Consider the following 26,323-nt stretch of genomic DNA (forward strand, 5'->3'; position numbering starts at 1 on the left):
TAGGGATGAAAGGACGAGGACAAGCCGCTTTTCGCCAAGAGCAAGGTTATGCCTTGATCTCCGTATTGCTTCTGGTTGCCCTCCTTCTCGTGGTGGGCACTTTGGTCATGCAGTCGGTGACAAACTCCCAAGGCATGGTGAACGTCTCTGAAGATATCGTCTCCGCTCAAGCCGACGGCGAAACGAAGCTGTTGATCAAGCTTTCCGAACTCAGGGCTGCCGTGATGGCGCTGATGAAGAAGGACAAGGTCACGCTGGAGGATGTCAAAGCTGCCGCCGCTCCTTATGTAGAGTCAGATACGGTAACTTTGGACAAGGAAAACCAGCGATATGTCGCCATTGTCAAAGCCGACGGGGTGTCCGACAAAATTACGCAAACCTTTCGGCGGAAGGTGGCAATTACGCTATCCTTCACCCCGGGCGATCCTTCCCCGGGATCCGGAACGGGCGGGTATGCCGTTGTTAGCTTTGGAGCCCTGGCGTTGAACGGAACGACGATCAATGGCAACGTCTATTCAGCAGGTGCCGTCGCCAACAATCAGTCCAAAATCAACGGAGTGCTTGTATCCCCTACCATTCCGGGCGGATCTGGTTTAACTCCACCGGATAAGCTGGATATTTCCTCCATTGTCCATCAGGTTGATAAGGAAATGAAGACGACGAAATCCGCCCTCTTTTCCACTCCGGCCACACCCCTGGATTTCGAGGTCAAAGCCAACGCCAAGTACACAAAATCAACCGTATTGAATTCGATCAAATTGATGCCCAATGTCACTTTAAAGGTGGATGGCGATCTTTGGGTGAACGGCGGGGTAACGATGGAGGCTAATTCCTCGATTGTTGCCAGCGGGATCATCTACATTAGCGGGGACTTGCTCATGAACAGCGGGAACAACATGAAATTACAAGGCAGCCGGATAAAAGTAAACGGCACAACCAATTTTAACAGCGATCCTACGGTGAACATAACTGGGGATTTCTACGGAAGCACGTTAAACACGAGCGGTACGTTACTGGCGAAAAACATCTATTTAACGGGAACCTCAAACGGCAACCTCAATGGCAGCAATCAATTCGCCTTGTTCGCTGCGGGTTCGGTCAACCTGAATAACGGGAACTCCCCTTCGACCCTAGCGGGCAGCGTCTATACGAACGGAGCGTTAAATATCAACGGTAACGACAAAGTCATCATCAACGGCTCCACCGCTCCCCCTACGCCCCCCGACAAACCGTCGGAGATCAAGTTTGAAGAGAAGAACGTTGTGATCAACTGAATGGCCTCAGCGCGGAAACACTTTATGCCGTGAAATAGCGCACGGGAGCGCTCGAGCTATTCTAACGGACTCCAACGCCGTTATTTCGGGATAACAGCCAGCTATAAAAATGTAACGGACCCCAAAGACCTTATTTGGCGTTTTTGAGCTACATGCACGGGATTTTCGGTCAAATAATGGCTCTACGGTCCGTTAGAATTTGGAAAGGCCCAATTTGGGGCAAATAAGGTCTCTCAGGTCCGTTAGAGTGACCACTAGTGACCAATAGCATGCGATGAGCCGATGAGCCTAACGCAGCGCACAAACAAACCGGCCGCCATCGCGAGCCGGTTTGTTCTTTGCAATTTACTTCAAAGACTCCGCGATCCGGATCAATTCGCTTTCGTCTAACCCTTTGGCGATCAGATCAAACATCACGCCATCCGCCTCCCAAGCAATCGAATTCCCATTCACGATGATAGCATCCGCACCACCGATCTTGGTCTTCTTTACCGCTCCCTCCGTAGAGCTGGCATAAGCGGTTTCTTCCTCGGCTAGCCGCTGCTGAATGTAAATTTCATTTCCGTTACTCGCTTCGGCAAAATACAAACTGATGTATTTCGGGCTCGCTGTCCCCTGTTCGTCGAGATATTGTTCGGCCCGTTTAAAGGCGTAACCTTCTGGCAAGAACGCTGGCATTTTGACCTGGAATGCGGTGTGTTGACTCAAGGCTTCCGGGTCGGACAACGTAAGAATCCCTTCCTTCACCTCAGCTTCCGCTTGGGCCTTGGTCACGATTTCCTCGTTGTCAAATCCGGCGATTTCCTCGCCATCCGCGGTATACAACGTCCCTGTATGCGAGTTCATCTCGTAGACGGGTTTACCGTCCTTCGTGAACACTTTGCCCTGCAATGCTTCCGGCAACGGGATTAACGCTTCCTCCGAAGGAGATTCGACCTGATAGACGGTGATATGTCCTAACGTAACCGTGGAAATAATCCGATCGAGCAAGCCGCTGGCAAACGACGAAGGCGTAAATCCGATCCCGATGACCAGAATCAGCGCCGCGGCAACAGCCACCGCTCCGGCAAGCTTGCGACCCGTAAAACCTCGGACGGCGCCGCGAGCAGAAGTAGGGTTCGTGATCCGCTTTTTTACCGCCTCTTTATGAATTCCCGCACCCAGTTCGGCAGCGGCAAGCGCTCCTCCGAAAGCTACCAACTCGGCGTACTCTCCGGTCTGACTCACGGGATCCTCGCGTCCTTCCAGCAGTGCGTCCACTTCAGCTTCAAAACGGCGGTATTGTTCTTGGTTGTCCATCCTTATCCTCCCTTTCAAGTTCCAACTTTAACTTCTTCGTAGCGCGAAACAGCATCACACCGATATGGCTTTCGCTTAAGCCTATAAATTCGGCAATTTGAACATTCTTCAGACCAGCACCGAATTTGAGGGCTATCAAATGTCGTTCCTGGGGCTTTAACGTCTGCAAAGCTCGACTCATTTCCGTCTCCGCTTCTCGGACGAGGGTCCGGTCCTCCGGCCCTTGCTCTCGAGATGGAGACTCTTTAAACAGATCCAGGGAAAACCACTTCCGTCTCTGCTGCTTACGGTAATAATCGTTTACCGTATTGCGGGCTATGGCGATCAGCCATGCCTCAAACGGGGAGCGATCTGCCCGAAAGGTACCATAGCGGGTCAATACCTTCTCGAAGACCTGGCTGGTTAAATCCTCTGCCGTATAATCGCAGTCCACCCGGAAGCGAATATATTTAAAGATTCGGGTATAGTAGGTTTCAAAAATCACTTCAAACTCCGTATCGGCCGATACGGCTGTCCGCTCTTCTTGGTCTCGCTTGTCCTGCTCCTTCACGGATGGAAACAGCGCGCGCTGCTGCAGCATGTTCCTTTCCCTCCTTTCTTCAAGGGACGGATTTCTTGGGGCCACTTCCTCCGCGCGGCAGGATGCCGCCTCCAAGCCATCCGCATGTTAATACGTTTAAAACCCGGTAATCATTACACTTGCCTACAAAAAAACCGCCGGGCTTACGCCCAGCGGTTCGAATTCGGATTTATTCTCATTGCTTTAGATTACGCAGTCACGACGTCCAGATCCACGTCGCGTTTGAATGCCTCGGTGTCGTTCTCGCCGAGGATCTTGCCGGTGATCACACCCGCGGTGATCGAGTCATTGACGTTCAAGGCAGTCCGGCCCATATCGATCAACGGCTCAACGGAGATCAAGAGGCCTGCCAAAGCGACCGGTAAGTTCATCGTCGACAGCACGATCAGCGAAGCAAACGTCGCTCCGCCGCCGACGCCGGCGACTCCAAACGAACTTATGACAACAACCAGGATCAACGTCAGAATGAAGTCCCAGCTCATTGGATTAATTCCTACGGTTGGGGCAATCATGACGGCCAGCATTGCGGGATATATCCCGGCGCAGCCGTTTTGCCCGATCGTTGCGCCAAATGAAGCCGACAAGTTGGCGATCCCTTCCGGTACGCCCAGACGTTTAGTCTGTGTTTCCACATTCAGCGGAATCGTTGCGGCACTCGAACGCGAGGTGAACGCAAACACCAGCGTCGGGAGCACTTTACGTACATATTGGATCGGATTGTAACCAAATACGGCCAACAGGATCAGGTGAATAATAAACATCACGATCAATGCCACGTAGGAAGCACCGACGAACTTGATCAGCTTCAAAATCTCTTCCGCATTGGTTGTGGCCGCGACGTTCGTAATCAATGCCAAGATGCCGTAAGGCGTTAAACGCAGCACCAGCGTAACGATCCGCATCACGACGGCATAAACCGCTTCAACCACTTTGCGGAACGTATCTGCCTGCTCCGGCTTCTTCTTATCCAACCCAAGCACCGCTACCCCGATAAATGCTGAGAAAATCACGACCGCCAAGGTCGAGGTGCTCCGCGCGCCCGTCATATCCGCAAACGGATTGGTCGGAATGAAATCCAGCACTTGCTGCGGAATCGTCTTGTCTTCCACCGTACCGAGCCGTTCCTCAAGCGCCGTCCCGCGCGCCTGCTCCCGTTCGCCCGCCTGGATTTCGATCGCCTTGAGATCGAAGCTCAAGCTGGTCACGATACTGACGCTCGCCGCGATCGCCGTCGTAATCAACAGCACCGCGATAATTAGTCCGCTCATTTTGCCCAAATTCTGCTTGCCTTTCAGGTTCATGATCGCTGAGATGATCGATACCATGATCAGCGGAATCACGACCATCTGCAGCAGCCCTACGTAACCTCGGCCAGCCAAGTTAAACCAGTCGGTTGACTTCGCAATAACCTCCGAGCCAGCCCCATAGGACAACTGCAAGATAATGCCGAACACCAGCCCAAGGCCCAGCCCGGTAAATACCCGTTTTGTAAAAGAAACGTGCTTCTTCTGCATCCAAATCAGAACGCCGATCAGCACCAGCATGACAGCTACATTAATGATGATACGCAAGGTATCCATAATCAGATCTCCCCCTGAAAAAATAATACATAAATTCGTCTTCGCACCCGCTGGGCAAACGCCCAGATGCGAATTACAAATCGTATGATATCACATATACGAGTATTTTGATAGGATTAATTTTTACAGAGCTTGTCATGGAATTGAAGACGTTCCATCCTCTCGTATAAGACCGTAAACCAGCGGCCATACCATACAGTGAATCCGTTCATCATAGTCGAGTTCCAACGTTTGCGCATTATTATTAGGTGATGATTTAACGATTATGGCTTATTTTAAGGTAAATGAATAGGATTGTTCTATATTCTATCCCTTAAATCAGCACTATTTGAATGAAGTAGGGAGTATTACTGAGAAATTAGAAGGTAATGATGAGTATTATTAAAAAAACACCGAATTTTCATCGATTTCATTTGTGCAAACGTTTTAATAATGTCATGAAGTCAGGTATGATGGTGAAATAAAGGGACTATTCGGAAAGGAAGATGATCCATGCAAACCACAGGCCTTCTCCGACGTACGAAGTTACGGCGGATTGGAAGCGCTGTCCTCATCCTGCTGCTGCTGGCGGGTTGCACCGGAACGCCGGACGGCAACGCCTCAACCCCGAAACCAAAGGACAACAACACGGGAACAACGGCAGATTCAAGCCATAACTCGGACGGGGGTGCGAAAGCTGTTACAGCCGATGCCGTAGATCCCCAACCGTCTACGGTATTCTATGAAGTCTTCGTCCGTTCCTTCGCCGATTCGAACGGCGACGGCATCGGAGATTTCAAAGGCTTGACCCGCAAGCTCGACTACTTGAACGACGGAAACCCAGATACCAACTCCGATCTGGGTATCGGCGGGATTTGGCTGATGCCGATTAACCCTTCGCCAAGTTACCACGGCTATGATGTGACCGACTATCAGCAGATTAACCCGGACTATGGTACATTGGACGATTTCCGTGAGTTTCTGAACGAGGCGCATAAACGCGGGATCAAGGTCATCATGGATTTGGTCGTCAACCATACCAGTAAGGAGCACCCTTGGTTCAAGGAGGCGGCTGCCGATAAATCCAGTAGTTATCGGGATTGGTACGTATGGGCCGAGGATAGCGGAACGGCCACGTCCGGCTCCAGCGCCGCTGGAAGCGGTAACCCTTGGCATAGTGTGCGAGGCGACCACTATTTAGGTATATTCTGGGAAGGGATGCCCGATCTCAATTTTGATAACCCGAAAGTACGGAAAGAAATCACCGCGACAGGTCAGTTTTGGCTGAAGCAGGGTGTGGATGGGTTCCGACTAGACGCCGCAAAGCATATCTATGAAGATCTGCAGACCGATAAGAGCCAAGCGACCACGGACAAGAACGTTGCCTGGTGGCAGGAGTTCCGTAGCGGGTTAAAGGAAGTTAAGCCTGACGCCTATCTCGTGGGGGAGGTATGGGATCCTTCGGCGGCGCTAATCGCTTCCTATTTGGATCAGGCGCTGGATTCCGGGTTCAACTTTAGCTTAGCCGAAACCATTCTCAGCAGCGTCAAGACGGAAAAAGATGCGAATATCCCCTTCACTCTGGAGCGTTCGTATAAGCTGTATGGCGAGAAATCCGGCGGCCAATTCGTCGACGCCACGTTCCTGACCAACCATGACCAGAACCGGGTCATGACCCAGCTGGAGGGGGATTTACCGCATGCGAAGATGGCGGCAAGCTTGCTGCTGACACTTCCCGGCAACCCGTTTATTTATTATGGCGAGGAAATCGGCATGTATGGCGCAAAGCCTGATGAGCTGATCCGCGAGCCGATGCGCTGGACGCAGGACGACAGCGAAGGGCAAACGACCTGGGAGACCGCGGAGTACAATGCCGGCAAGAAAGGCCTTAGCATAAGCGAACAAGCCGGTGACCCGGCTTCGTTGCTGTCGCATTACCGCAAGATGATTCAGATCCGGAACGAGTTTCCCGCGCTCAAAGACGGTGCCATTCAGGAATATGAAACGGACCAGCCGGGAATAACGGCCTTTGTGCGCATCACGGAGGACCAGGCCGTACTGGTTGTTCACAATCTGACCGGTGACAAACTTACGTTCACATTGGACCCGAATCAAGCGGACGGTAAGAGCTTCGCCAAGCTGCTGGCTGAAACGAGCATTGGGGCGGAGCTGAGCGGGAACACGCTAGGAATACCGGCATATTCGACGGCCATTTTGGAATAAAGCTCGCTGCTTTATCGCAACCGAGTTGCCGCTGCCCCAACTTGGTGTCGCTCCGTTCCGACTTCACATACCGCAGTTACATGGGCCTCGTAACGGCCCGTAACGGACTGTAATGACGTTATTCTATCCTATAATGCGAAATTCTTGACGTAACGGACTCCAGTGACGTTATTCGGGCCAAATCGAGCATTCAAAGCGAATCGAAACCCAAATAACGTCTCCTGAGTCCGTTAGCTGCCTGCCAAAAATATAAACGCTCCGGCGGAAGGAAGCCTAGCTTTCCTTCAACGCCGGAGCGTTTTTAATTATGCAAACTAGTTAGTGGCTCCCCGCTCGTTCTCCCTGAAACGCGCTAAGCGAACGTTGCAATTGAGCTGCCAGCTCTTCCAGCCGAGCTGACAGATCGACCAGTTCGGCGCTAACCCGATGCTGCTCCTGAGACATCGAGGCAACCTCCTCAGTGGAGGCGTTGGTTTGCTCCACAACGGAACTGACCGTATCGACGAAATCATGCAGGATCGATTGCGAATGCAGCAGCTCCTGAACGGAGGTGGATGAACTCCGGATCTCCGTCACAAATTGCTCCATCTCCCTTTTGACGTTCTGGAAGATGCCGGCCGCCTCTTTCACGGCTTCCGTTTGCGCGGCAAACAACGGGGAAATGCCTGTCAGCACCTCAACGGTTTGTCCGATCGCCTCTTGGATCTCCTCGGTGATCGCCGACACCGTCTGGATCGATTCGCCCGAAGCTGCAGCCAGCTCGCGAATTTCTCCGGCGATGACCATGAATCCTCTGCCGGCCGCCCCGGCTCGGGACGCTTCGATCGAAGCGTTGAGGGACAATATATTCGTCTGCTTCGTCATTTCAACCATCGGGGCGAGGATCGATCGAATCGAGCGGGTGCTGCGGCTCAGCTTGTCCGAATTCTCCTCCAGCAAGGCCGTCATACGCGCTACCGATTCGGTCTTCTCCACCAGCTGTTCCATATACGATTCCCCTCGTTGGCTCACGTCGATGACCCGGCCAGCCGATTCGTCCATCGCCGCGTTGACCTGAGCCACCCGGCCCATCTGGTTGCCGATTCTCTCCGCCGTCTCGGTTCCTTTCTCCGCTTCCACGGCCAGGCTTTCCGCCCCGGCTGCAATTTCCCCGGTTGCTTGCGCAATTTCAGCAGCGGTTTGCGACGTGTCGCGCGAGGCTCTCGTCAGATTCTCTGCCGTAGTCAACAATTCTGCCGCAGACACGTTCGTTTGTTCCACCAGCCGAGATATTTGCTCTAACATCCGGTTAAAGCTGTGGCCCAAACGTCCGATTTCGTCTCGTCCCTTGAAATGAGTGCGAACCTGCAAATTCCCGCTTTCGCCTTCCTCCATCAAACGGCAGAGCTTCTCCAAAGGCCGGCCGACCATGCGCACCAGTAAATAGCCGATCAGCACGGCAACCACTACGGCACCCAATAGCACAAATAACATCACGACCAGCAGCCGGTCCGCCGCACTCAGAAAATCACTCTCCGGGGCATACCCCACAATTCTCCAGTCGACCGTCTTTAGTTGTCTATAGACGACCAGTTGCTGTACCCCTTGCTCATCCGCGGCTTGGAATGAGCTCTCTCCCGATTGTGCATGCTTCGCGTCAATCTGGATCACAGAATCCGTTTCCAAGAGGGTCTTATCCGCCGCATGGACAATACGGTTATCTGCGGTAAGCACCCGAACCTGACCGCTCTTTCCAATTTGCAGGTTACCCAAAATGTCGCCCACTGCCTGCGCTTTGATCTCAAACAGCAGGATGTACTCCGCCTCCGGGTGATTCATGTTCCTCAGCAACCTGGCCATCGTAATCGTCGGCTCGGTGTAGGCGCCAAAAAAGCCCTTCTGCAACGCCGGAAACCATACGGGTTCTCCTTCGGCCTCCAGCACCGATTTCACCCGCGCTTCCACCGCCTCGTCCGTACGCACCGAGCTGACCCCCGAGGACTTATACGATTTCACATCCTCCAGACCTTTGGTGACCAGACGCACCCCTTGAAGTCGATCGTCAGCCCCTTTCAACGTATCGAGTTTCTTACGAATTCGATCTTCGGCTTTCGTTCTGGCGACGGTTCCGATCCCCGGTTGGTTAACCGTTTCCAAATCGCTCCGCAACGTTTGATCGACGGCTAACTGCCGCGAGGACGCCTCATATTGGTCAAACAGAAAGTCCAGCTTGTCCGCGGCCTGCTCCACCGCCTGAGTGGATGCCGATGCCACCTGCTCACGGATAATTTCCCGCGACGCCCGGTAAGAACTGAATCCTAGTACTGCCGACAACAATACAACTGCAGCAAATACAATCACAAACATCTTCAAACCCACGGAATTCCAATGCCACTGACCGCGAAGCTTCTTCATACCCCGCATCCCCTTTTACAATATATGTATACAAAAAAAGGGTATAGCCCAGCTCGACTGAGGCTATACCCGGGTGTCTATTCTCTCTTGCTGCGTTATCCTTTGCTAGCGCCTGATGTTAAGCCGTCAACAAGCAACCGCTGCAGGAACATGAACAGGATGGTAATCGGCAGTGCGATCAGAACCGCCCCTGCGGCAAACAAGGTAAAGTTACTGTTTTGGTTACTGCTGACCATATCCCACATGCCAACCGCCAGCGTCCAGTTTTCCTTCGTCCGCAGCACGAGCCGAGCAAAGATAAAGTCAACCCATGGACCGACAAACTGGGTTAACGCCATATAAGTCAGCATCGGCTTGGACAGCGGGAGGATGATGCGCCGGAAGATCAGGAAGTTGCTGGCGCCGTCAATCCGCGCTGCTTCATCAAGCGATCGCGGAATCGTATCGAGAAAGCCCTTCGCGATAAACGTACCACCGAGCGGGGCCCCTGCCGCATACACGATAATCAGCGCTATATGCGTATCGAGAAGCTGCAGCTCCCTGAGCAGCAAGTAAATGGCGATCATGCTCATGAAGCCCGGGAACATCCCCAGAACAAGCATCCCGGATAGCGCCGTTTTGCGTCCACGGAACCGAAACCGGGATAACGCATAGCTGGTGAGCAGTGTCAGCAGCACGCCCAGGAGCATGGAGAAAACAGCGATTTTCAGCGTATTTAAGTACCAGGTGCCAAACAAATACGTTTTCGATGTAAATAGTTCGGTATAGTGATCAAACGTAAACTTCTCCGGAATCAGCGTTTTGCTATATAGCGATTTACCTGGCCGCAAAGAACCGAAGACGACCCATAGCACCGGGTAAACGGCGGCAATGCACAGTATAACCAGCATCACGTAACTGGCACCCAGCCGAATCGCGTTTCGTATTTTCCGTCCGCTCATTGGATCATATCCTCCTCTTTAAACGACTTGGTTCTGCGGTAGTTGTAAATCGAGAACGAAGCGATAATGATGAAAATAATGATCCCGATAGCAGAGGCCATGTTGTATTTGTTTTGGTTCAAGGTCAGTTTGTAGAGCCACGTAACCAGGAGGTCGGTAGCCCCGGCGTATTGATAATCGCCTTTGACCGGATCACCGCCCGTTAGCAGGAAGATGGCGTTAAAGTTGTTGATATTACCGGCAAATTGAGTAATGAGCGTCGGTGCGGTCGTGAACAGGATCATCGGAAGCGTAACGATTCTGAACTTCTGATATCCGGTAGCTCCGTCCACTTCGGCCGCTTCGTACAGATCCTTCGGAATCGTGGTCAACACGCCCAGGATCAGCAGCATGGAAACCGGAATCCCGACCCACATATTGACGACGATGACCGTAACCTTCGCCCAGAACGGGTCAGTCAACCACGGTAATCCGCCTAGCCCGAAATATCCGAGGTATTGGTTAATCGGACCAAACTGGCCATTAAACATATTTCTCATGACAAGCAGCGAAATCAGCTGCGGAATGGCGTAAGGAAGAATTAAAATCGTTCTCCATAGCCCCTTAAAGCGAATGCCCTTCTGATTGATAAGCAAGGCCACAAGCAACCCGCCGAAATAAGTCGTTACCGTCGACAAAATCGCCCAGATAATCGTCCAGGTTAAGACGCCGTAAAAGGTATGGCTCCAGGTTTTTAGCGCCACCAGATTCTTAAACGTTCCGAATCCGACCCAATCAACCAGCATGGCTGGCGGAATGTGCTTCGGCGCCGAGTAGTTGGTAAACGCGAGCAAGATCATAAAGATGATCGGCATCACGGTAAAAAATAAAATCCCGACAGCGGGGATACTCAAAAAAGCAACAGCGAATTTATAATCTAGCACATAGCGAACCGATTGCTTAAAGTTATTTGACTTCTTGCCTTTATCTCTCTCTTCCCCGATTTTGCGGGCGTCTCTGACGTTCATGACGTATACAAGAATGAACACCGCCAAGAACAGTAAGGTAATCAGGCTCTGAATCATGATGAAAATAGAGTGATCTCCATCCACCCATTTTCCTTTGACAAGCATTCTAGGCACTTCGCCAAGCGTAATCATACCCCAAACCGCATTGCCCAAATTACGAATAAAATAAGTGATCCCGAACGCTTCAATCAGCATCATCAACAAACCTTTGATGATCTGCCGATTATACAGCTGACCGAGCCCCATGCACAGTATCGACAGGATCGTCGCGTTTCTCTTGTGTCGGTCCATTTCCCTTCCTTCTCCTCTCCTACGGGAAATTAAGGAATGACCCGCCGCTAACAGCGGCGGGCAGATCGCTTCCCTCGTACGTCGTTTACTTATTCAGCCGCTCCGTTATTCAAATCCTTAATTTGCGTTGCGGCCTTTTCCATAGCTTCTTTCGGATCGGCATTATTATTCCAAATCTCCGGCAGTGCCGCATTTACAGGAGCCCATACGTTAGCCATTTCCGGAATAGAAGGCATTGGCTGCGAGTTCTTCGCTTGCTCAGCAAACGCCGATACGTAAGGATTGTTTTTGATTTGATCAGTTTCCAGCGCTTCAAGGTTCGTAGGTACTGCGCCAACTTTTTCGTTCAGCAACAATTGAGCGTCTTTCGTGGAAGCAAAGTTCGCGAACAATTTCGCTGCGTTCGGGTATTTCGTAAAGGAGTTCACGACCCAAATTTTAATCCCGGAGAAAGTGATCGCCGTTTTGCCGTTAATGGACGGATAAGGAGCCAGACCCAGGTTGTCGCCGAGAGCTGCCTTGTAGCCGGCCAATTCCCAAGGACCGTTGATGTCCATTGCTACGTCGCCTTCGTTAAACAAGCTGCGTTTAATGTCCGGGTTGATGTCGCCGCTATTGATCGGGAGAATTTCTTTCAAGCTTTGGAACACTTTCATACTTTCGATGGCTCCATCGGTGGTTAAGCCGATATCGTCAGGGTTTGTGCCATTATCGCCGAACAGGTAGCCTCCCGTGCTGGCAATAAACGGATAGTTAAAGTACATGTTCCCAACTTCCCACATGATGCCGTATTTATTCTTCGACTTGTCGGTGAACGTTTTGCTAAACTCGATAACGTCACTGAAGTCTTTTGGCGCTTCGGGAAGGATCGATTTATTGTAATACAGAGCCATCGTTTCGGCTGCCCGCGGATAACCATAGAGCGTACCGTCGAAAGTTGCGCCTTGGATCGAAGCTTCTGTATTGTTCTTCGTCGTTTCTTCGGCAAACACGTCGTTCGCCAAAATCAGACCGGAGGTTGCTGCGTTGCCCAAGTGATCGTGAGGAACGATCAGAACGTCGGCAGCGAGACCGGATGGTCCGTCTTGCGTCAATTTACCGATTTGATCGGTTGGAGCTACTTCTTCGATTTTTACGTTTACGCCGTATTTCTCCGTAAATTGTTTGGCGATTTCTTCTGTAAATACTTTCTCCTCTTTACTTTCCCAAACGACCAGTTCCGCGCCGTCTTCCGGAACGATCGACTCTGCGGAAGCATTGTCAGTTCCCGCATTTCCAGTGTTTTCGGTTTGGTTCGCCGGAGCATTCGCACTTCCGTTGTTGCCACCGTTATTATTCGATCCGCAAGCTGTGATGGAAATAACCAAGGACAGCGCCGCAACCAAGGTCAATGCTTTTTTGAACTTCATTACAATAACCCCTCCTAAATGTTTATATAGACGTTTTTCAAGAATTTTGCGCAAACGTTTTCAGAAAGTGCTTGAAACTATTTCGCCGTTGCGACTTCTATCTCCAATAGTTTAGCATTTCCCGCCCGAAAGCGCTTTATCCACGTAACACATCATACATCATGGCATGCTACTTGTAAAAACGTTTGCACAGTCCTAAACTGGGGGTAAATCATTTCTTTTCTCCTTCTCTCTTTTATTTTCTCCGATATTCGCATTTTTTATGTATTCACGACTTTGCCATACGCTAGCATTCGAGGCATGTTTTCGCGTTTTCCCCCTATGTATCAAGCGGTATTTGTCCTTTTTGTCTACGATTACTTCCATACTTTCATTCAATACCACTCTCTTTGTGCCTCTGTCTTGTGCAATGGTTTGAACAGTGTTATAATCCGGATCAATGAGAGCAATACTAGCTTTGCCGCTCGGTTCAATAAGTTGAAGGCGCTGTTATCGAAAGGTACATCCTCGGCCCGTTACTTGGCTTGGATGTGCTTTTTTTGCTTATGCACAAAACAGCCGGGGACGGAGCCTGGCGGACGAAGCGATCTAAAAACCGATTTAGGAGGAATTTATTATGTTACTCGAGGCCGTATATCATCGTCCCAAACTCAATTGGACTTATGCTTACGACAACAGAACACTCCATTTGCGCCTGCGAGCCAAGAAGAACGATCTCACCGAGGTTTATGCTTTTGTTGGAGACAAATACATGTGGGATCAAAGCAAAGAGCTGATTCCGATGACCCTCATGATCAGCGACGAGATGTTCGACTACTGGGAATGCGCTTATCAACCGCCGCTGCGCCGGACGAGATACGGCTTCCTGCTGAAATCCGGCGAAGAGCAAATCTGGATGACGGAAAGCGAATTTACGAAGGAACGTCCGGCCGGTCCTGAACGGCTGTTCGAGTTCCCGTTCATTAATCCGATCGACGTGTTCACGCCGCCTGCATGGGTGAAGGATGCCATCTTCTATCAGATCTTCCCGGAACGCTTTGCAAACGGCGACCCGAGCAACGATCCGAAAGGGGCATTGCCTTGGGGCGGCAAGCCGGAACGGGATAACTTCTTTGGCGGAGATCTGCAAGGCGTCATCGATCACCTTGATCACTTAAGTGAACTGGGCATTACAGGAATCTATTTCACCCCGGTCTTTGAAGCGACAACCAACCACAAGTACGACACAGCCGATTATATGAAGATCGATCCGCATTTCGGGGACATTTCCACGATCAAGAAGCTGGTGCAGGCTTGTCATGAACGCGGCATCAAGGTGTTGTTCGACGCGGTGTTCAACCACTCCGGTAAGACGTTTGCTCCCTTCGTGGACGTGATGGAAAAGGGCGAAAAATCCCGCTACAAAGACTGGTTTTACGTGCGCGAATACCCTCTGCAAGTGAAGGACGGCGTACCAACCTATGATACGTTTGCGTTCGAACCGCTGATGCCAAAATTGAATACCGAAAACCCGGAAGTCAAAGAATACTTGTTGAAAGTCGCCGAGTTTTGGATTAAGGAAGTCGGAATCGACGGCTGGCGGCTGGACGTAGCTAACGAAGTGGATCATGCTTTCTGGCGCGATTTCCGCAAAACGGTAAAAGCTGCTAACCCAGACGCCTACATCTTGGGCGAAATTTGGCACGAATCCTCCGGCTGGCTGCAAGGGGACCAATTCGACGCCGTGATGAACTATCCGTTCACCGAAGCCGTGCTTGATTTCGTCGTGCGCGGCACGCTCGATGCGGAAGGTTTCGCCAATGCGATCGGCAAGCAGTTGTCCCGATACCCTCTTCAGGCAAGTGAAGTGGCATTTAATCTGCTTGATAGCCACGATACCCCTCGCCTGTTGACGTTATGCAAAGACAACAAAGCCCAAATGAAGCTGGCGGCCCTGTTCCAGTTTACTTACAGCGGAACGCCTTGCATTTATTACGGGGACGAAGTTGGCCTTGACGGCGGGCAGGATCCGGATTGCCGCAAGTGCATGGAGTGGGATCCGAAACGTCAGGATCGCGACTTGTTCGCGTTCTACCAGAAGCTGATCGCCGTTCGCAAGCAGCTCGCTCCGCTACGCACCGGCAGCCTGAAATTCCTGCTCGCAGAGAAGGAAGGCTCGAAGCTCGCTTATGAACGCGTATTGAACGGAGAGAAAGTGCTTGTCCTGCTGAACAACTACGATGCCGGACAGATCCTCGAGGTTCCTGCGGCCGGGCAAGCTTGGCGCGACGCCTTCAGCGGTCAAACCTACGGCACGAACGACGGCAAGCTCGCCGTTAAGCTTCCGGCTTACGGTTATGCCGTGTTGACTCTGGCGTAAACGATCCTTCCTACGCTAAATCAAGCTTCACCTTTTTTGTGACCGGCCTAATTCCTTCTGGAAATGGCCGGTCATTTTTTTGGGTAAATCGTTTGCGCAATTCGAACAGTTATTTACTCCCAATGATGTTTAATTTCGATGAAAAAACCCTGATCACAAGGCGGATGTATGCGATTTATCCCCAGATTCTCTATTTACTTTCCGTTTTCTTTAGATTAAGATTACAGTGTAAAGCAAACGGTTCCACAGAGGAGGTTTTTTATGGCTGTCACCATTAAGGATGTTGCCAAAAAGGCCGGAGTATCGCCCTCTACCGTGTCCCGGGTGCTGTCCAATCACCCCAGAATCAGCGCGGAAACCTCGCGCAAAGTGAAGCTCATTATGGACCAGCTTGGCTACCATCCAAACATCATGGCCAAGAGTTTGGTCTCCAAAACGACAAACAGTATTTGCATCATGCTGCCAAAGTCCGCAGAGGAATTGTTCTCGAACTTCTTCTTCATGGAACTGATCCGCGGCATCGTAACCCAGGCCAGCCGCCTAGGCTATGATGTACTCATCAGCTCCGGAGCCAATGAGAAGGAAGAACTCGAAAGCGTCTCCAGACTTTTGAACGGACGCCGGGTGGACGGGGTCATTTTGCTGTATTCACGGCAGAACGATCCGGTGATCGATTTCCTCCATGAGGGGGGTCACCCGTTCGTGTTGATCGGACGCAGCGAGGAATATCCTGATATTTTAACGGTGGATAATGATAATATCCAGGCGTCATACGACGCCACAAAACATTTGATCGCCTTGGGACATGAACGGATCGGGTTCGTCAGCGGACCGCCGGAGCTCGTCGTCTCCAAAGACCGGTTGAAGGGCTATCAGGATGCGCTCAAAGATTCAGGCTTGGAGTGCCGGCCCGAATGGATTGTCGAAGGTGAGTTTTTACAGGACAGCGGCTATCGGGCCATGTCGTTCTTCATGAATCTTCCAGACCGTCCGACGGCTCTGGTCATGATTGACGATGTTGTAGCCTTTGGCGTGCTTCGCGGCTTGCATGAACTGAAATTCAAAGTGCCTGAAGATTTGTGCCTGGTCAGCTTCAACAATATCCCGCTGTCGGAGCTTTCTACGCCACCGCTCAGCAGCATGGATATCGGCATTTACAACTTAGGTTACACCGCTTCTCAGGTATTGATTCAATCGATTCAAAACAACAGCGACAAGGTGTATCCGAAGCGGCAGATCATTCCGCACCGCCTGATCGTCCGCGATTCGTCCATGTATTCGGTCCCCAAGAAATCCTAAGGGACGCATGGACCTGTTGGTGAAAATAAACGGGAGCTGAAGCTTCCTTTATTTTTCACCTTTTGTTCAAACGTTTGCGCTAATCGATGACCTTACAGGAGGTTGGTTATGAATCCCATTCAAGCTTGTTTGTTTGACCTCGACGGCGTGCTCGTCGATACCGCGAAGTATCATTTTCTGGCCTGGAAACGGCTAGCTGCGGAACTAGGCTTTGAATTCACAGAACAGGATAATGAGAAGCTCAAGGGCGTAAGCCGCATGGCTTCGTTGGACATTTTGCTTGGTGTTGGCGGCCTTCAGCTGGAAGACAACGTGAAGCAGGAGCTGGCCGAACGCAAAAACAACTGGTACGTCGAATACATTTCCCGGATGGATGCGTCGGAAATTTTGCCGGGGGCGCTCGAGTTCCTGCAGCAATGCCGTGAAAACGGGCTGAAGACCGCACTGGGGTCGGCCAGCAAGAACGCGCCGATCATTTTGCAAAACACCGGGCTGACGCCGTACTTCGATGCGATTATCGACGGTACTCGCACTTCCAGCGCCAAACCCGACCCTGAGGTATTCCTGCTCGGCGCCTCGGAACTTGGCGTTCCCCCGGAAGCTTGCGTCGTATTTGAAGATGCGGAAGCCGGAATCGAAGCTGCTCGTCGTGCCGGCATGCGCTGCATCGGCATCGGATCGCCGGCAACGCTTGGCGACGCCAACCGGGTAGTCTCTTCGCTAGGTGACGTTTCGGTTGCCCTGCTTCAGCAGCTGGCTGCCGAATAAGCATAAGAGGCCCATAGTACAGCTTCGAGCAACGTGACTCGCCATTCGCCAATAAAAAGCGAGTCTCTTACGGCGAATAGCTCTCGTTCTTTTTTTGCATAAATAATCTATTAGAAAGACTAAAGGAGCGGTTAGAGTGAAACAGTATTTAAAAGTGGATCCTTGGTCCATCCTGGAGGAATCCTTTGATCCGGCGAATCATGAAATTTCTGAAAGCATTTTCAGCATTGGCAACGGATATATGGGCCAGCGTGCAAACTTCGAGGAGCAATACAGCGGTCCTTCCCTGCAAGGCAGCTATATGGCCGGCGTGTATTATCCGGACAAAACGCGAGTGGGCTGGTGGAAAAATGGCTATCCCGAATACTTCGCCAAAGTGCTCAACAGCACCAACTGGATCGGCATCGGCGTGTTCGTGGACGGCGTGGCGCTGGATTTGGCCGAGTGTCAGGTCAAGGATTTCGTCCGCGCGCTCAACATGAAGGAAGGTACTCTCTCCCGCCGTTTTACCGCCGTCATGAAGGACGGCAAAGAACTGGCAGTGGAATCCGTGCGTTTCGTCAGCATCGTACGCCATGAAATCGGGGCGATCCGTTATGCCGTGACGCCGTTGAATTTCAGTGGTGAGCTTCGTTTTGCGCCTTATCTCGATGGGGATGTGAAGAATAAGGACTCCAACTATGAGGAGAAATTCTGGCTGGAGGTGGAGAAATCCGCCGGTGCCGACCTCTCCTACTTGACCGTGAAGACGAAAAAACTCGACTTCCACGTGACATCGATCATGGCGTTTGATGTGGAGCAAGGCGGGAAACGCCTGGAGCTGACTCCCGCGTTCCACGAACAGGAGAAATTCGTCTCCGCCGAAGTTGCCGTTACCGCTTCTGCGAACGAAACGGTTACGTTGTTCAAATATGTAGCGAATGTGACCTCTCGCGATCACGGATTGGGCGATCTGGTGAAGGCCGGAACGGAAGCGCTCCGCTCTGCGAAGCAAGCCGGGTTCGATACGCTGAAACGCGAGCAAGCCGAAGCCTGGGCAAAGAAATGGGAAATGAGCGACATCATCATCGACGGCGACGAATCGGCGCAACAGGCGATCCGCTTTAATATTTTCCAATTGAACCAAACCTACAGCGGCGAGGACGACCGTCTGAACATCGGACCGAAGGGCTTCACCGGGGAAAAATACGGTGGCAGCACCTACTGGGATACGGAAGCATATTGCCTGCCGTTCTACCTCAGCACGGCCGAGTCCGACATCGCCCGCAATTTGCTGATCTACCGCTATAAACACTTGGAGAAAGCCAAGGAAAACGCTCGCAAGCTGGGCTTTACCAAAGGTGCGCTTTACCCGATGGTCACGATGAACGGCGAGGAATGCCACAACGAGTGGGAAATCACGTTCGAAGAAATCCATCGGAACGGGGCGATCGCTTACGCGATTTTTAACTACGTAAATTATACAGGCGATAAATCCTACCTGGGCGAATATGGCCTCGAGGTGCTCGTGGAAATCTCCCGCTTCTGGGAGCAACGCGTGAACTTCTCGCAGGCGAAGGGCAAATACGTGATGCTCGGCGTAACCGGACCTAACGAATACGAGAACAACGTCAACAACAACTGGTATACGAACCGGATCGCGGTCTGGACGATGGAATACACGCTGGAAGCACTGGGCGAGGTCAAAGCACAGGATTCCGCACACTATCATGCACTGGTCGAAAAGCTGGGCCTGGAAGAAACGGAAACGAAGCAATGGCAGCACATCATCGACAACATGTATTACCCATACGATGAAGAGCGCGGCGTATTCCTGCAACAGGACGGCTTCCTCGACAAAGAACTGATCGCTGTGAAGGATCTGGATCCGAAGCATCTGCCGATCAACCAGAACTGGTCTTGGGACCGGATCCTGCGTTCGTGCTTCATTAAGCAGGCTGACGTGCTGCAGGGCTTGTTCTTCCTCGGCGACCGTTATGACCTGGACACGAAGAAACGTAACTTCGACTTCTACGAGCCGATGACCGTCCACGAGTCCTCCCTCTCCCCTTGCGTGCATGCGATCCTCGCCTGCGAGCTTGGATATCAGGAGAAGGCGTACGAGATGTACCTGCGCACCGCGCGCCTGGACCTCGACAATTACAATAACGACACGGAAGACGGCTGCCATACGACCAGTATGGCCGGCACGTGGATGGCGATCGTGCAAGGCTTCGGCGGCCTGCGCGTGAACGACGGCGAGCTGGTGCTGCGTCCGTTCATCCCGTCCCACTGGACCTCGTTCTCGTTCAAGGTGATGTTCCGCGGATCCCTGTTGCAAGTAAATGCAACCGAAGACAACATCATCGTTACGAACGAGTCGGATGCACCGGCGGCGATCCGCATCTACGACCAAAGCTACACGGTCGCGGCGAAGAGCCAAGTGCAAGCGCAGCGTCTGGAGCCTTCGGCGCTAAGCTAAACGATTCTAACAGCCCCCATCGGCTTGGCCGTGGGGGTTGTTTTTTGTGTGAGGCGGGGCGTGTACGGCCCCGAGTGATATAGCGGTAAAAAATGGCCTTATTTCTGGTGATTGGAGTTGCGATGAACAATTAACGGTAAAAAATGGCCTTATTTCTGTCCGACAGGGGCAAAACCGCCCATTTGGGGGCTCCTCTGGAGAAATAAGGCCATAAAATACCGCTATTTTGTTCAAGAGGGGCCCTTCCGCAGAAATAAGGGTATTTTTTACCCTTATTTGTTGGGGCCGCTGCAGCGTGGCGATGCCTGTAGCGGCCGAGCCACCTGGGCTGGACGCAGGCCAGCCCCCAGCGCCGGGCTGCGCCGCGGCGCTAACCCAAGGGCCGCGGGACGGCGAGTACCACGACGCCGACCCCGCGAACCTCCAGCCGTGCCCCGGCTGGAGGCAGCTCCGCTGCAGCGCCCGCAGCCGCTGCAGGGCTACCGCTCGCGCCCGCTTGCAGCGCGAGCACATGCTCGCCGCCGAACCGGACCTCCCACGGTCCGAGGGCGGGCAGCTCCAGCGACAACGCGCCGGGGTTCGCGTTGTAGAGCACGTACAGGTGGCGGTCCGGGTCGCCACCGGCGTGGTCGCGCAGCGTATACGCCACCGCATGGGGCGGCGCTGCTTCAAAGCGCAAGTGCGAGCGGATCTCGTCCGCCGTCCGCAGGCGGAACGCGGGATGCGCCTGGCGCAAAGCGATTAGGCTGCGCATATAGGACACGTCGTCCTGATGCGCAGCGCAGCGTTCCCAATCGAGCCAGTTGATCTCGATCGGCGATTTGTAGCTGTTCTCCACGCCGCCTTTCGAGCGCAGGAATTCCTGACCGGCGTGGAGGAACGGGACGCCCTGGCTCGTCAACACGATCGCCGAGGCAAGCCGGTGCATCGCCCGGCGTTCGTCGTCCGAGGCGCCCGGCGTGGACAGCTCGATTTTGTCCCATAACGTGTGGTTATCATGGCATTCCACGTAGTTGACCGACTGAATCGGCTCAACGGCAAATTGTCGAAGCTCCGCCCCGTCATAGTCAATGCCCCCGGCTACGCCGCGCTTCACCCCGTCCTCGAAGCCTTCGCCGGCGCTGATGAATCCTTTGCGGTCAAAGATGAAAATATCCCCCTTCACCGCATCCCGTAGCCCATCATTAAACATGCCGATGCCCGGTACCTTCCCGGCGTTATCCTGGTTGGCCCGGCGCTCTTTGGGAAGCACCGTCTCCATCATCCAACCTTCGCCGATCGTCAGGATCGAAGGATCGATCTCGTCCAGTTGACGGCGAATTTCATTCATCGTCTCGATATCGATAAGTCCCATTAGATCGAAGCGGAACCCGTCAACATGGTATTCGCGTACCCAATGCAGGATCGAATCAACGATATATTTCGTCATCATCGGCCGTTCCGAGGCGCACTCATTCCCGCAAAACGCCCCGTCCGAGAACGTCCGGTCCGCCTTGTACCGCAAATAATACCCCGGCACCAGCTTAGTAAAATGAATCAGGTACCCATCATATACGTGGTTGTAAACCACGTCCATGATTACCCGGAGCCCGCGAGTATGCAGCGTCTGGATGAGGTGTTTCAACTCGGCGATGCGGACATCCGGAAGATAAGGGTCTGTGGCGTAGGAGCCTTCCGGCACATTATAGTTCTGCGGATCGTACCCCCAGTTGTAATGGGGGTCTTCCAGACGGCTTTCATCCACGCTCTCTCGGGAGTAATCGAAAATCGGCAGCAGTTGCACATGCGTTACGCCCAGCCCGGCGATGTGGTCGAGACCCGTCGGAATCCCGTCCGGCCCCCGAGTTCCTTCCTCAGCCAGGCCCAGGAACTTGCTCTTCTCGCGGATGCCGCTGCTAGGGTGAACCGACAGATCGCGAAGATGCAGCTCATAAATCACGGCATCCACCGGCGATTCGAACGGCGGCTTCACATCTTGCTCCCATCCTTGCGGGTCGGTGCTCCGCAAATGGAGGATCGCCGCTTTCTCCCCGTTCACGCCCACTGCTCTTGCGTAAGGGTCCGCCGCCTCATTCCATTGCTTCCCAACCTTGACCCGATACGTATATAATAATCCCCGGCAATCTTCCGCTACCGTAAGAGTCCATGTCCCTTGTACATCCCGCTGCATCGGCAGCTCATTCACCGGCGTGCCGTCCCACCTGTCGTATAAAACAACCTTCGCCTCTGACGCCGTTGGCGCCCATAAGCGAAACCGGGTTTGCTCCGGCGAATAAACCGCCCCCAGATCATCCCCATCATAGTCAAACTTCTCATCAAACTCGGCGTCAAACACCGAGATTCCCTCGGTGACCGCCAAATCTCCGTAATCGATGGTGCCTTGGTATTCTTTTTGTACCGACATCGTTCATCACTCCCATCCCGTCAAATTCGGCAGCACGTCTTCCGTATAAGCGCGAAGGATTTCGCCTACGCTCCAAGCCTGCGTAAAGCAACCGCGCCCGGTGCAGGCAAACTCCCCGTCAAAAATCTCGGCAATGCCGCCAAGTCCGCCGTCATGCATATGATCCTCAAACACGCTGCACATATCCTTCGCCGTCCGTACGGCTTCCCGGCTGTAGCCATTCACTTTGCAATAGGCCGTGATGAACCCGCCAAGCGGAAATGCCCACGTCGTTCCCATATGATAGGCGCCGTCTCGATCGATCAGCTTGCCGATATAGCGAGGCTGGAACCGTGGGTCCCGGTTGGACAATGACCGAAGTCCATACGGCGTGTACAAATGCTGATACACCGTTCCCACAACCGCCTTCTCCTGTTCCGGAGGCAGCATCGTAAACGGCAGCGATACCGCCCATATCTGGTTGGGCCGAATCGAGGGGTCATCTTCCAAGCCGCCGCCGTCTTGCGGCACGTCCACTACATCGTAAAGGCATTGATCCGCCTCATTCCAGAACCGGCGGCAGAACGATTCCTGCACTTTCTGTGCTAATTCATCATATGGCAGCTTATCCTCAAAACGTTCCGCTAAATGTGCCATGATCCGCAATGCGTTGTACCACAGCGCATTAATCTCCACCGGTTTGCCGTGCCGCGGCGTAACCACCCATTCGCCAACTCGCACGTCCATCCAGGTGACCTGATCGAGGCCCCCGCCGGCATGAATCAGCCCATCCTCATCCATTCCGATGGAAAAGTCCGTGCCGTCCCGGTAAGCAGCGATGATTTCTTTCAGCTTCGGATAGATTTTGTCGCGAATGAACCTGTAATCATCTTCCCCACCGGTATGTTTCAAATATTCATAGACGGAGTGAACATACCATAAGGAGGCGTCAACCGTGTTGTAGAGCGGCTCCTGACCGTCGTCGGGGAACATGTTGGGGATGAGCCCGCGCCGCACGTAATGGGCAAAAGACTCCAAAATCTCGCGGGCTTCCGCGAATCGTTTGGTCGCCAGCGCTACCCCTTGAAATGCAATCATCGTATCCCGACCCCAATCGGTGAACCAGGGGTACCCTGCCAGAACCGTCTTCAACCCGGTAGACTCCCGATCCACGATAAAATGATCCGCTGCCTCCACTAGGCGGTTGGCCAGCCGATCGCCGTAACCGGCCGTCTGTACGAGCTGCTCCATCCGTTCGCGGTATTCCCGCACGATCGTAAAGCCATCCTTTCCGTCCAGGGCCAATGGTTCAGTGGAGCATTTGAGATACACTCTCTTACGCTCATATGGCTCAACGGTCACCTGAATTTCATACGGTGTATAGTGATTGTCGATGCCCAAAAAACCGTTCCGGTTCTCGAAGGGGTAATAATGCCCTTCTTCGATGACATAATTCGGTGTCGCCATCGTTACGGGCAGCGTGGAACGATCCAGAAACTCCCCTTCCGAAGCCAGGAAAGAGATCGTCACCGCCGGATCCCGTTCGGGAATAAGCTGCAACAACCGACCTTTCAGCTGCTTCTCGAAGCGTAAACTTCCTTTCTCGGACACATCCCCGGGCGAACGGTAATTAAACAGCGGAACCAGCTTGATTCGCGCCGGCTCCTTGCCCCCGGTGATGTCATAACAAACTGCGACCGTATTGTGGCCGTACTCCAGTGCGATCGTTTTGACGATACGCACGTCTTCGACCTGGTAATCGTATTCCGGCACAGTATCCAGTTTGAAGCGGCGCAGATGGCGTTGTCCGTTTTTTTGCCAGTTGATGTATTGTTGGGAAGTCAGGTCATAGCTGCGGTTACCGATGTCCACCTGCTCCTGCGAACGCGTAAACACCAGCATCCGGTTCACCGGCGCTTTCGCCGAAGCCACCAAATAACCATGCGACATCCGGTAACCGCCGCCCGGTACAGAATGATTGGCATATCCGCCGATGCCATTACCGATCAGCCACTCCCGCTCGTTCCCTTCCTCGATTGTCCTCCAGGCGTTGCGTCCCAGGACGTAGGCCCGATCGTTTGCCAACTCCTTGACGAAGGCACCGCCTTCCTCGATTGCTCCTTGCATGAACTCGTTCTCCATATGCCAAGCTCTCTCCTTCCGCTTTCCAGCGAAGCGAACAACTGCTCCAAACCAACGTTGCCCACACTTAGGCTAGTAAACGTTTACTTTCCTCTATTGGCAGGATTATATCACCGCTTTTAAGGTTAGGTCAATCGTTTGCACAATCAGGTGAATCGAGCTTGGCTGACATAGTCTACCCCTTCACCGCCCCGGCCGTAATCCCGGCGATAAAGTATCGCTGGAGCAGCAGAAACAGCAAAATAATCGGGAGCACGGCGATCAGTGAACCTGCGAACACGATGCCCCATTGCGTCGTATATTGCCCTTGAAAATTTGCCAACGCGATCGGCAATGTCCGTTTTAGCGGATCATTGATGATGGTCAGCGCCCAAGGGAATTCCTCCCACACCGTCAGTGCGTTAAAGATGGTGGCCGGAACAAATGCCGGCTTGGAGAGAGGCAAGATGATCGAAGCGAACAACGTCCAGGCGCCTCCTCCTTCCATCTCGACCGATTCATCGATGTCGCGGGAAATCGAGTCGAAGAAGCCCTTAAGCAGGAAGGTGGTAAACGGTATCGCGCCGGCAGCGTATACGACGATGAGTCCCCACCGCGAATCGAACAAGCCGAGCTGACGAATCAGGACGAATTGGGGGATCAGCAGCGTCAAACTCGGGATTACCAAGCCGCCCATGATGATCGCAAAGCTCAGACCTTTTCCCTTAAAGTCAAAACGCGAGTAGGCAAAGGCCAACATGGAAGACAGCAGAAAAATGAGCGCGAAGCTAGCCAACGTCACCCCAACGCTGTTCAACAAATACAGAGCGAAATTTTGGCTTCCCCAAGCCTCCCTGAAGTTGGACCAGGTCATTTCCGAAGGCAAAAACCGGGGTGGAAATTCGAATAGCAGAGTCATGGGTTTGAGCGCGGTCAAAAGCATATACACTAACGGGTAAATGGAGATTACTCCGCCCGCAACGAGCAAGACGTAGACGCAAAATGTTTTCAGCGAGCGCATATGGTTCGCCCCCTATTCCTGTTTCTTCAGACGGAACTGTACATACGTTAATCCGGCAATGATGACCGCAAACACGTAGGATAACGCCGATGCGTAGCCCAAATCGTATTCGGAGAACGCCTTTTGGTACATTCTCGTCAACATCACTTCGGTCTGGTGCAGCGGCCCGCCATTGGTAATGAGATAAACGGATGTAAACACATTAAACGCGCCGATGATCAACATCATTTGAATAAAAAACGTCGTATTTCGAATCGACGGCAGCGTAATATAACGGATTTGGTTCCAAGCGTTGCAGCCGTCTAAGGAGGCCGCCTCATATTGATCTTTGGGTACTCCCTGCAGTGCGGCCATGTAGATGACCATCGCCCAGCCGACCCCTTTCCAGATGCCCAGTGCCCCGATCACGATCATGGCTTTTCCCGGTTCGCTTAGCCAACTGATCGTACGGTCCGTAAGGTGAAGCATATCCGTAATCGCATAATTCAAAAAGCCCTGATCAGCAAATACATACTTAAAAATTAAAGAGGCGACAACCCAAGACGTAATGACCGGCAAAAAGTAAAGCACCCGAAATGTTTTAGTCCCGGGACGGTTCTGGTAAAGCGCGTAAGCCACCAGAAACCCCAATATCATTTGGCCGGGTACGGAAATGATTCCGTAGATGAAAATATTCCGGATTGAAATCCAGAAAACTTCATCCCCGAACACATGCTTGTAATTGTCCAATCCAACAAAATCAAGTTGATGAATGTTCGTGAGCCGAAAATCATAAAAACTGTAGATCAAATTCCGGATCAACGGGTAGAGAATAAATAGGGCAAAAAATAGAAATCCGGGCAAGAAGAACAAGTATCCAGCTGCTCCGTTTTTTTTGCGCATGTCGTGTTGACTCCTTCGTAGAAGGGAGCGCCTCCCTTGCGGAAGACGCCCT

The 26,323-nt window shown here is 52.6% G+C and carries 17 protein-coding genes; 6 read left to right on the top strand and 11 right to left on the bottom strand.

Annotated elements, in window-relative coordinates:
• Positions 1 to 5: 5 nt before the first annotated feature.
• On the top strand, positions 6 to 1,274 hold the full coding sequence (locus tag KJS42_RS21545; protein WP_213624095.1) for a hypothetical protein: 1,269 nt from the start codon (positions 6 to 8) through the stop codon (positions 1,272 to 1,274).
• A 345-nt stretch (positions 1,275 to 1,619) separates the two neighbouring features.
• Here KJS42_RS21545 and KJS42_RS21550 read toward each other — a convergent pair whose 3' ends face one another.
• The 3 genes from KJS42_RS21550 to KJS42_RS21560 form a co-directional block, all read right to left on the bottom strand.
• On the bottom strand, positions 1,620 to 2,573 hold the full coding sequence (locus KJS42_RS21550; protein ID WP_213624096.1) for a DUF4367 domain-containing protein: 954 nt from the start codon (positions 2,571 to 2,573) through the stop codon (positions 1,620 to 1,622).
• Positions 2,542 to 3,153 carry a sigma-70 family RNA polymerase sigma factor gene (locus KJS42_RS21555; RefSeq protein WP_155607473.1) on the bottom strand — a complete coding sequence of 204 codons (612 nt, stop codon included), beginning with the start codon at positions 3,151 to 3,153 and terminating at the stop codon, positions 2,542 to 2,544. The genes KJS42_RS21550 and KJS42_RS21555 overlap by 32 nt, the downstream gene beginning before the upstream one ends.
• A 188-nt stretch (positions 3,154 to 3,341) precedes the next feature.
• Positions 3,342 to 4,733 (bottom strand): L-cystine transporter, encoded by a 1,392-nt coding sequence (locus KJS42_RS21560; protein WP_193416733.1) that lies wholly within the window; start codon positions 4,731 to 4,733, stop codon positions 3,342 to 3,344.
• A 492-nt stretch (positions 4,734 to 5,225) separates the two neighbouring features.
• Between KJS42_RS21560 and KJS42_RS21565 the strand changes: the two genes are divergently transcribed.
• Entirely contained in the window at positions 5,226 to 6,935 is a 1,710-nt protein-coding gene (locus KJS42_RS21565) for an alpha-amylase family glycosyl hydrolase (RefSeq protein ID WP_213624097.1), read from the top strand.
• Between the two features lie 318 nt (positions 6,936 to 7,253).
• Here KJS42_RS21565 and KJS42_RS21570 read toward each other — a convergent pair whose 3' ends face one another.
• From KJS42_RS21570 to KJS42_RS21585, 4 genes are all read right to left on the bottom strand, one after another.
• Entirely contained in the window at positions 7,254 to 9,329 is a 2,076-nt protein-coding gene (locus KJS42_RS21570; RefSeq protein WP_213624098.1) for a methyl-accepting chemotaxis protein, read from the bottom strand.
• Between the two features lie 95 nt (positions 9,330 to 9,424).
• Positions 9,425 to 10,270 carry a sugar ABC transporter permease gene (locus tag KJS42_RS21575; RefSeq protein WP_155607477.1) on the bottom strand — a complete coding sequence of 282 codons (846 nt, stop codon included), beginning with the start codon at positions 10,268 to 10,270 and terminating at the stop codon, positions 9,425 to 9,427.
• Positions 10,267 to 11,568, bottom strand: a complete 1,302-nt coding sequence (locus KJS42_RS21580; RefSeq protein WP_155607478.1) for a carbohydrate ABC transporter permease — start codon at positions 11,566 to 11,568, stop codon at positions 10,267 to 10,269. Before KJS42_RS21580 ends, KJS42_RS21575 begins: the two co-directional genes overlap by 4 nt.
• An 89-nt stretch (positions 11,569 to 11,657) precedes the next feature.
• Positions 11,658 to 12,977 carry a sugar ABC transporter substrate-binding protein gene (locus tag KJS42_RS21585; protein ID WP_213624099.1) on the bottom strand — a complete coding sequence of 440 codons (1,320 nt, stop codon included), beginning with the start codon at positions 12,975 to 12,977 and terminating at the stop codon, positions 11,658 to 11,660.
• Positions 12,978 to 13,593: 616 nt separating this feature from the next.
• On the opposite strand from KJS42_RS21585, the gene KJS42_RS21590 reads away from it, so the two are divergent.
• From KJS42_RS21590 to KJS42_RS21605, 4 genes are all read left to right on the top strand, one after another.
• Positions 13,594 to 15,336 (top strand): alpha-glycosidase, encoded by a 1,743-nt coding sequence (locus tag KJS42_RS21590; RefSeq protein WP_213624100.1) that lies wholly within the window; start codon positions 13,594 to 13,596, stop codon positions 15,334 to 15,336.
• Between the two features lie 261 nt (positions 15,337 to 15,597).
• The gene (locus KJS42_RS21595; RefSeq protein ID WP_155607488.1) at positions 15,598 to 16,635 is read left to right on the top strand and encodes a LacI family DNA-binding transcriptional regulator; all 1,038 of its coding nucleotides are present in this window, start codon (positions 15,598 to 15,600) and stop codon (positions 16,633 to 16,635) included.
• 108 nt (positions 16,636 to 16,743) lie between these two features.
• Entirely contained in the window at positions 16,744 to 17,403 is a 660-nt protein-coding gene (gene pgmB, locus KJS42_RS21600; RefSeq protein WP_155607489.1) for a beta-phosphoglucomutase, read from the top strand.
• A 136-nt stretch (positions 17,404 to 17,539) separates the two neighbouring features.
• Complete coding sequence (locus KJS42_RS21605; protein WP_213624101.1) at positions 17,540 to 19,864, top strand: glycoside hydrolase family 65 protein; 2,325 nt, start codon at positions 17,540 to 17,542, stop codon at positions 19,862 to 19,864.
• Positions 19,865 to 20,234: 370 nt separating this feature from the next.
• On the opposite strand, the gene pulA is transcribed toward KJS42_RS21605, so the two are convergent.
• From pulA to KJS42_RS21625, 4 genes are all read right to left on the bottom strand, one after another.
• Complete coding sequence (pulA, locus tag KJS42_RS21610) at positions 20,235 to 22,268, bottom strand: type I pullulanase (protein WP_213624102.1); 2,034 nt, start codon at positions 22,266 to 22,268, stop codon at positions 20,235 to 20,237.
• Between the two features lie 6 nt (positions 22,269 to 22,274).
• Positions 22,275 to 24,389, bottom strand: coding sequence for an amylo-alpha-1,6-glucosidase (locus KJS42_RS21615; protein WP_213624103.1), 2,115 nt, complete (start codon positions 24,387 to 24,389; stop codon positions 22,275 to 22,277).
• 175 nt (positions 24,390 to 24,564) lie between these two features.
• Positions 24,565 to 25,389 (bottom strand): carbohydrate ABC transporter permease, encoded by an 825-nt coding sequence (locus KJS42_RS21620; RefSeq protein ID WP_155607491.1) that lies wholly within the window; start codon positions 25,387 to 25,389, stop codon positions 24,565 to 24,567.
• Between the two features lie 12 nt (positions 25,390 to 25,401).
• Complete coding sequence (locus KJS42_RS21625; RefSeq protein WP_213624104.1) at positions 25,402 to 26,271, bottom strand: carbohydrate ABC transporter permease; 870 nt, start codon at positions 26,269 to 26,271, stop codon at positions 25,402 to 25,404.
• Positions 26,272 to 26,323: the final 52 nt, after the last annotated feature.

This window comes from Paenibacillus sp. J53TS2, from assembly GCF_018403305.1.
Classification (GTDB): domain Bacteria; phylum Bacillota; class Bacilli; order Paenibacillales; family Paenibacillaceae; genus Fontibacillus; species Fontibacillus rhizolycopersici.

Bases quoted from the DNA above. Each gene is read 5' to 3' on its own strand.
- KJS42_RS21545 (WP_213624095.1), top strand. From the start codon at position 6: ATGAAAGGACGAGGACAAGCCGCTTTTCGCCAAGAGCAAGGTTATGCC.
- KJS42_RS21550 (WP_213624096.1), bottom strand. From the start codon at position 2,573: ATGGACAACCAAGAACAATACCGCCGTTTTGAAGCTGAAGTGGACGCA.
- KJS42_RS21555 (WP_155607473.1), bottom strand. From the start codon at position 3,153: ATGCTGCAGCAGCGCGCGCTGTTTCCATCCGTGAAGGAGCAGGACAAG.
- KJS42_RS21560 (WP_193416733.1), bottom strand. From the start codon at position 4,733: ATGGATACCTTGCGTATCATCATTAATGTAGCTGTCATGCTGGTGCTG.
- KJS42_RS21565 (WP_213624097.1), top strand. From the start codon at position 5,226: ATGCAAACCACAGGCCTTCTCCGACGTACGAAGTTACGGCGGATTGGA.
- KJS42_RS21570 (WP_213624098.1), bottom strand. From the start codon at position 9,329: ATGAAGAAGCTTCGCGGTCAGTGGCATTGGAATTCCGTGGGTTTGAAG.
- KJS42_RS21575 (WP_155607477.1), bottom strand. From the start codon at position 10,270: ATGAGCGGACGGAAAATACGAAACGCGATTCGGCTGGGTGCCAGTTAC.
- KJS42_RS21580 (WP_155607478.1), bottom strand. From the start codon at position 11,568: ATGGACCGACACAAGAGAAACGCGACGATCCTGTCGATACTGTGCATG.
- KJS42_RS21585 (WP_213624099.1), bottom strand. From the start codon at position 12,977: ATGAAGTTCAAAAAAGCATTGACCTTGGTTGCGGCGCTGTCCTTGGTT.
- KJS42_RS21590 (WP_213624100.1), top strand. From the start codon at position 13,594: ATGTTACTCGAGGCCGTATATCATCGTCCCAAACTCAATTGGACTTAT.
- KJS42_RS21595 (WP_155607488.1), top strand. From the start codon at position 15,598: ATGGCTGTCACCATTAAGGATGTTGCCAAAAAGGCCGGAGTATCGCCC.
- pgmB (WP_155607489.1), top strand. From the start codon at position 16,744: ATGAATCCCATTCAAGCTTGTTTGTTTGACCTCGACGGCGTGCTCGTC.
- pulA (WP_213624102.1), bottom strand. From the start codon at position 22,268: ATGTCGGTACAAAAAGAATACCAAGGCACCATCGATTACGGAGATTTG.
- KJS42_RS21615 (WP_213624103.1), bottom strand. From the start codon at position 24,389: ATGGAGAACGAGTTCATGCAAGGAGCAATCGAGGAAGGCGGTGCCTTC.
- KJS42_RS21620 (WP_155607491.1), bottom strand. From the start codon at position 25,389: ATGCGCTCGCTGAAAACATTTTGCGTCTACGTCTTGCTCGTTGCGGGC.
- KJS42_RS21625 (WP_213624104.1), bottom strand. From the start codon at position 26,271: ATGCGCAAAAAAAACGGAGCAGCTGGATACTTGTTCTTCTTGCCCGGA.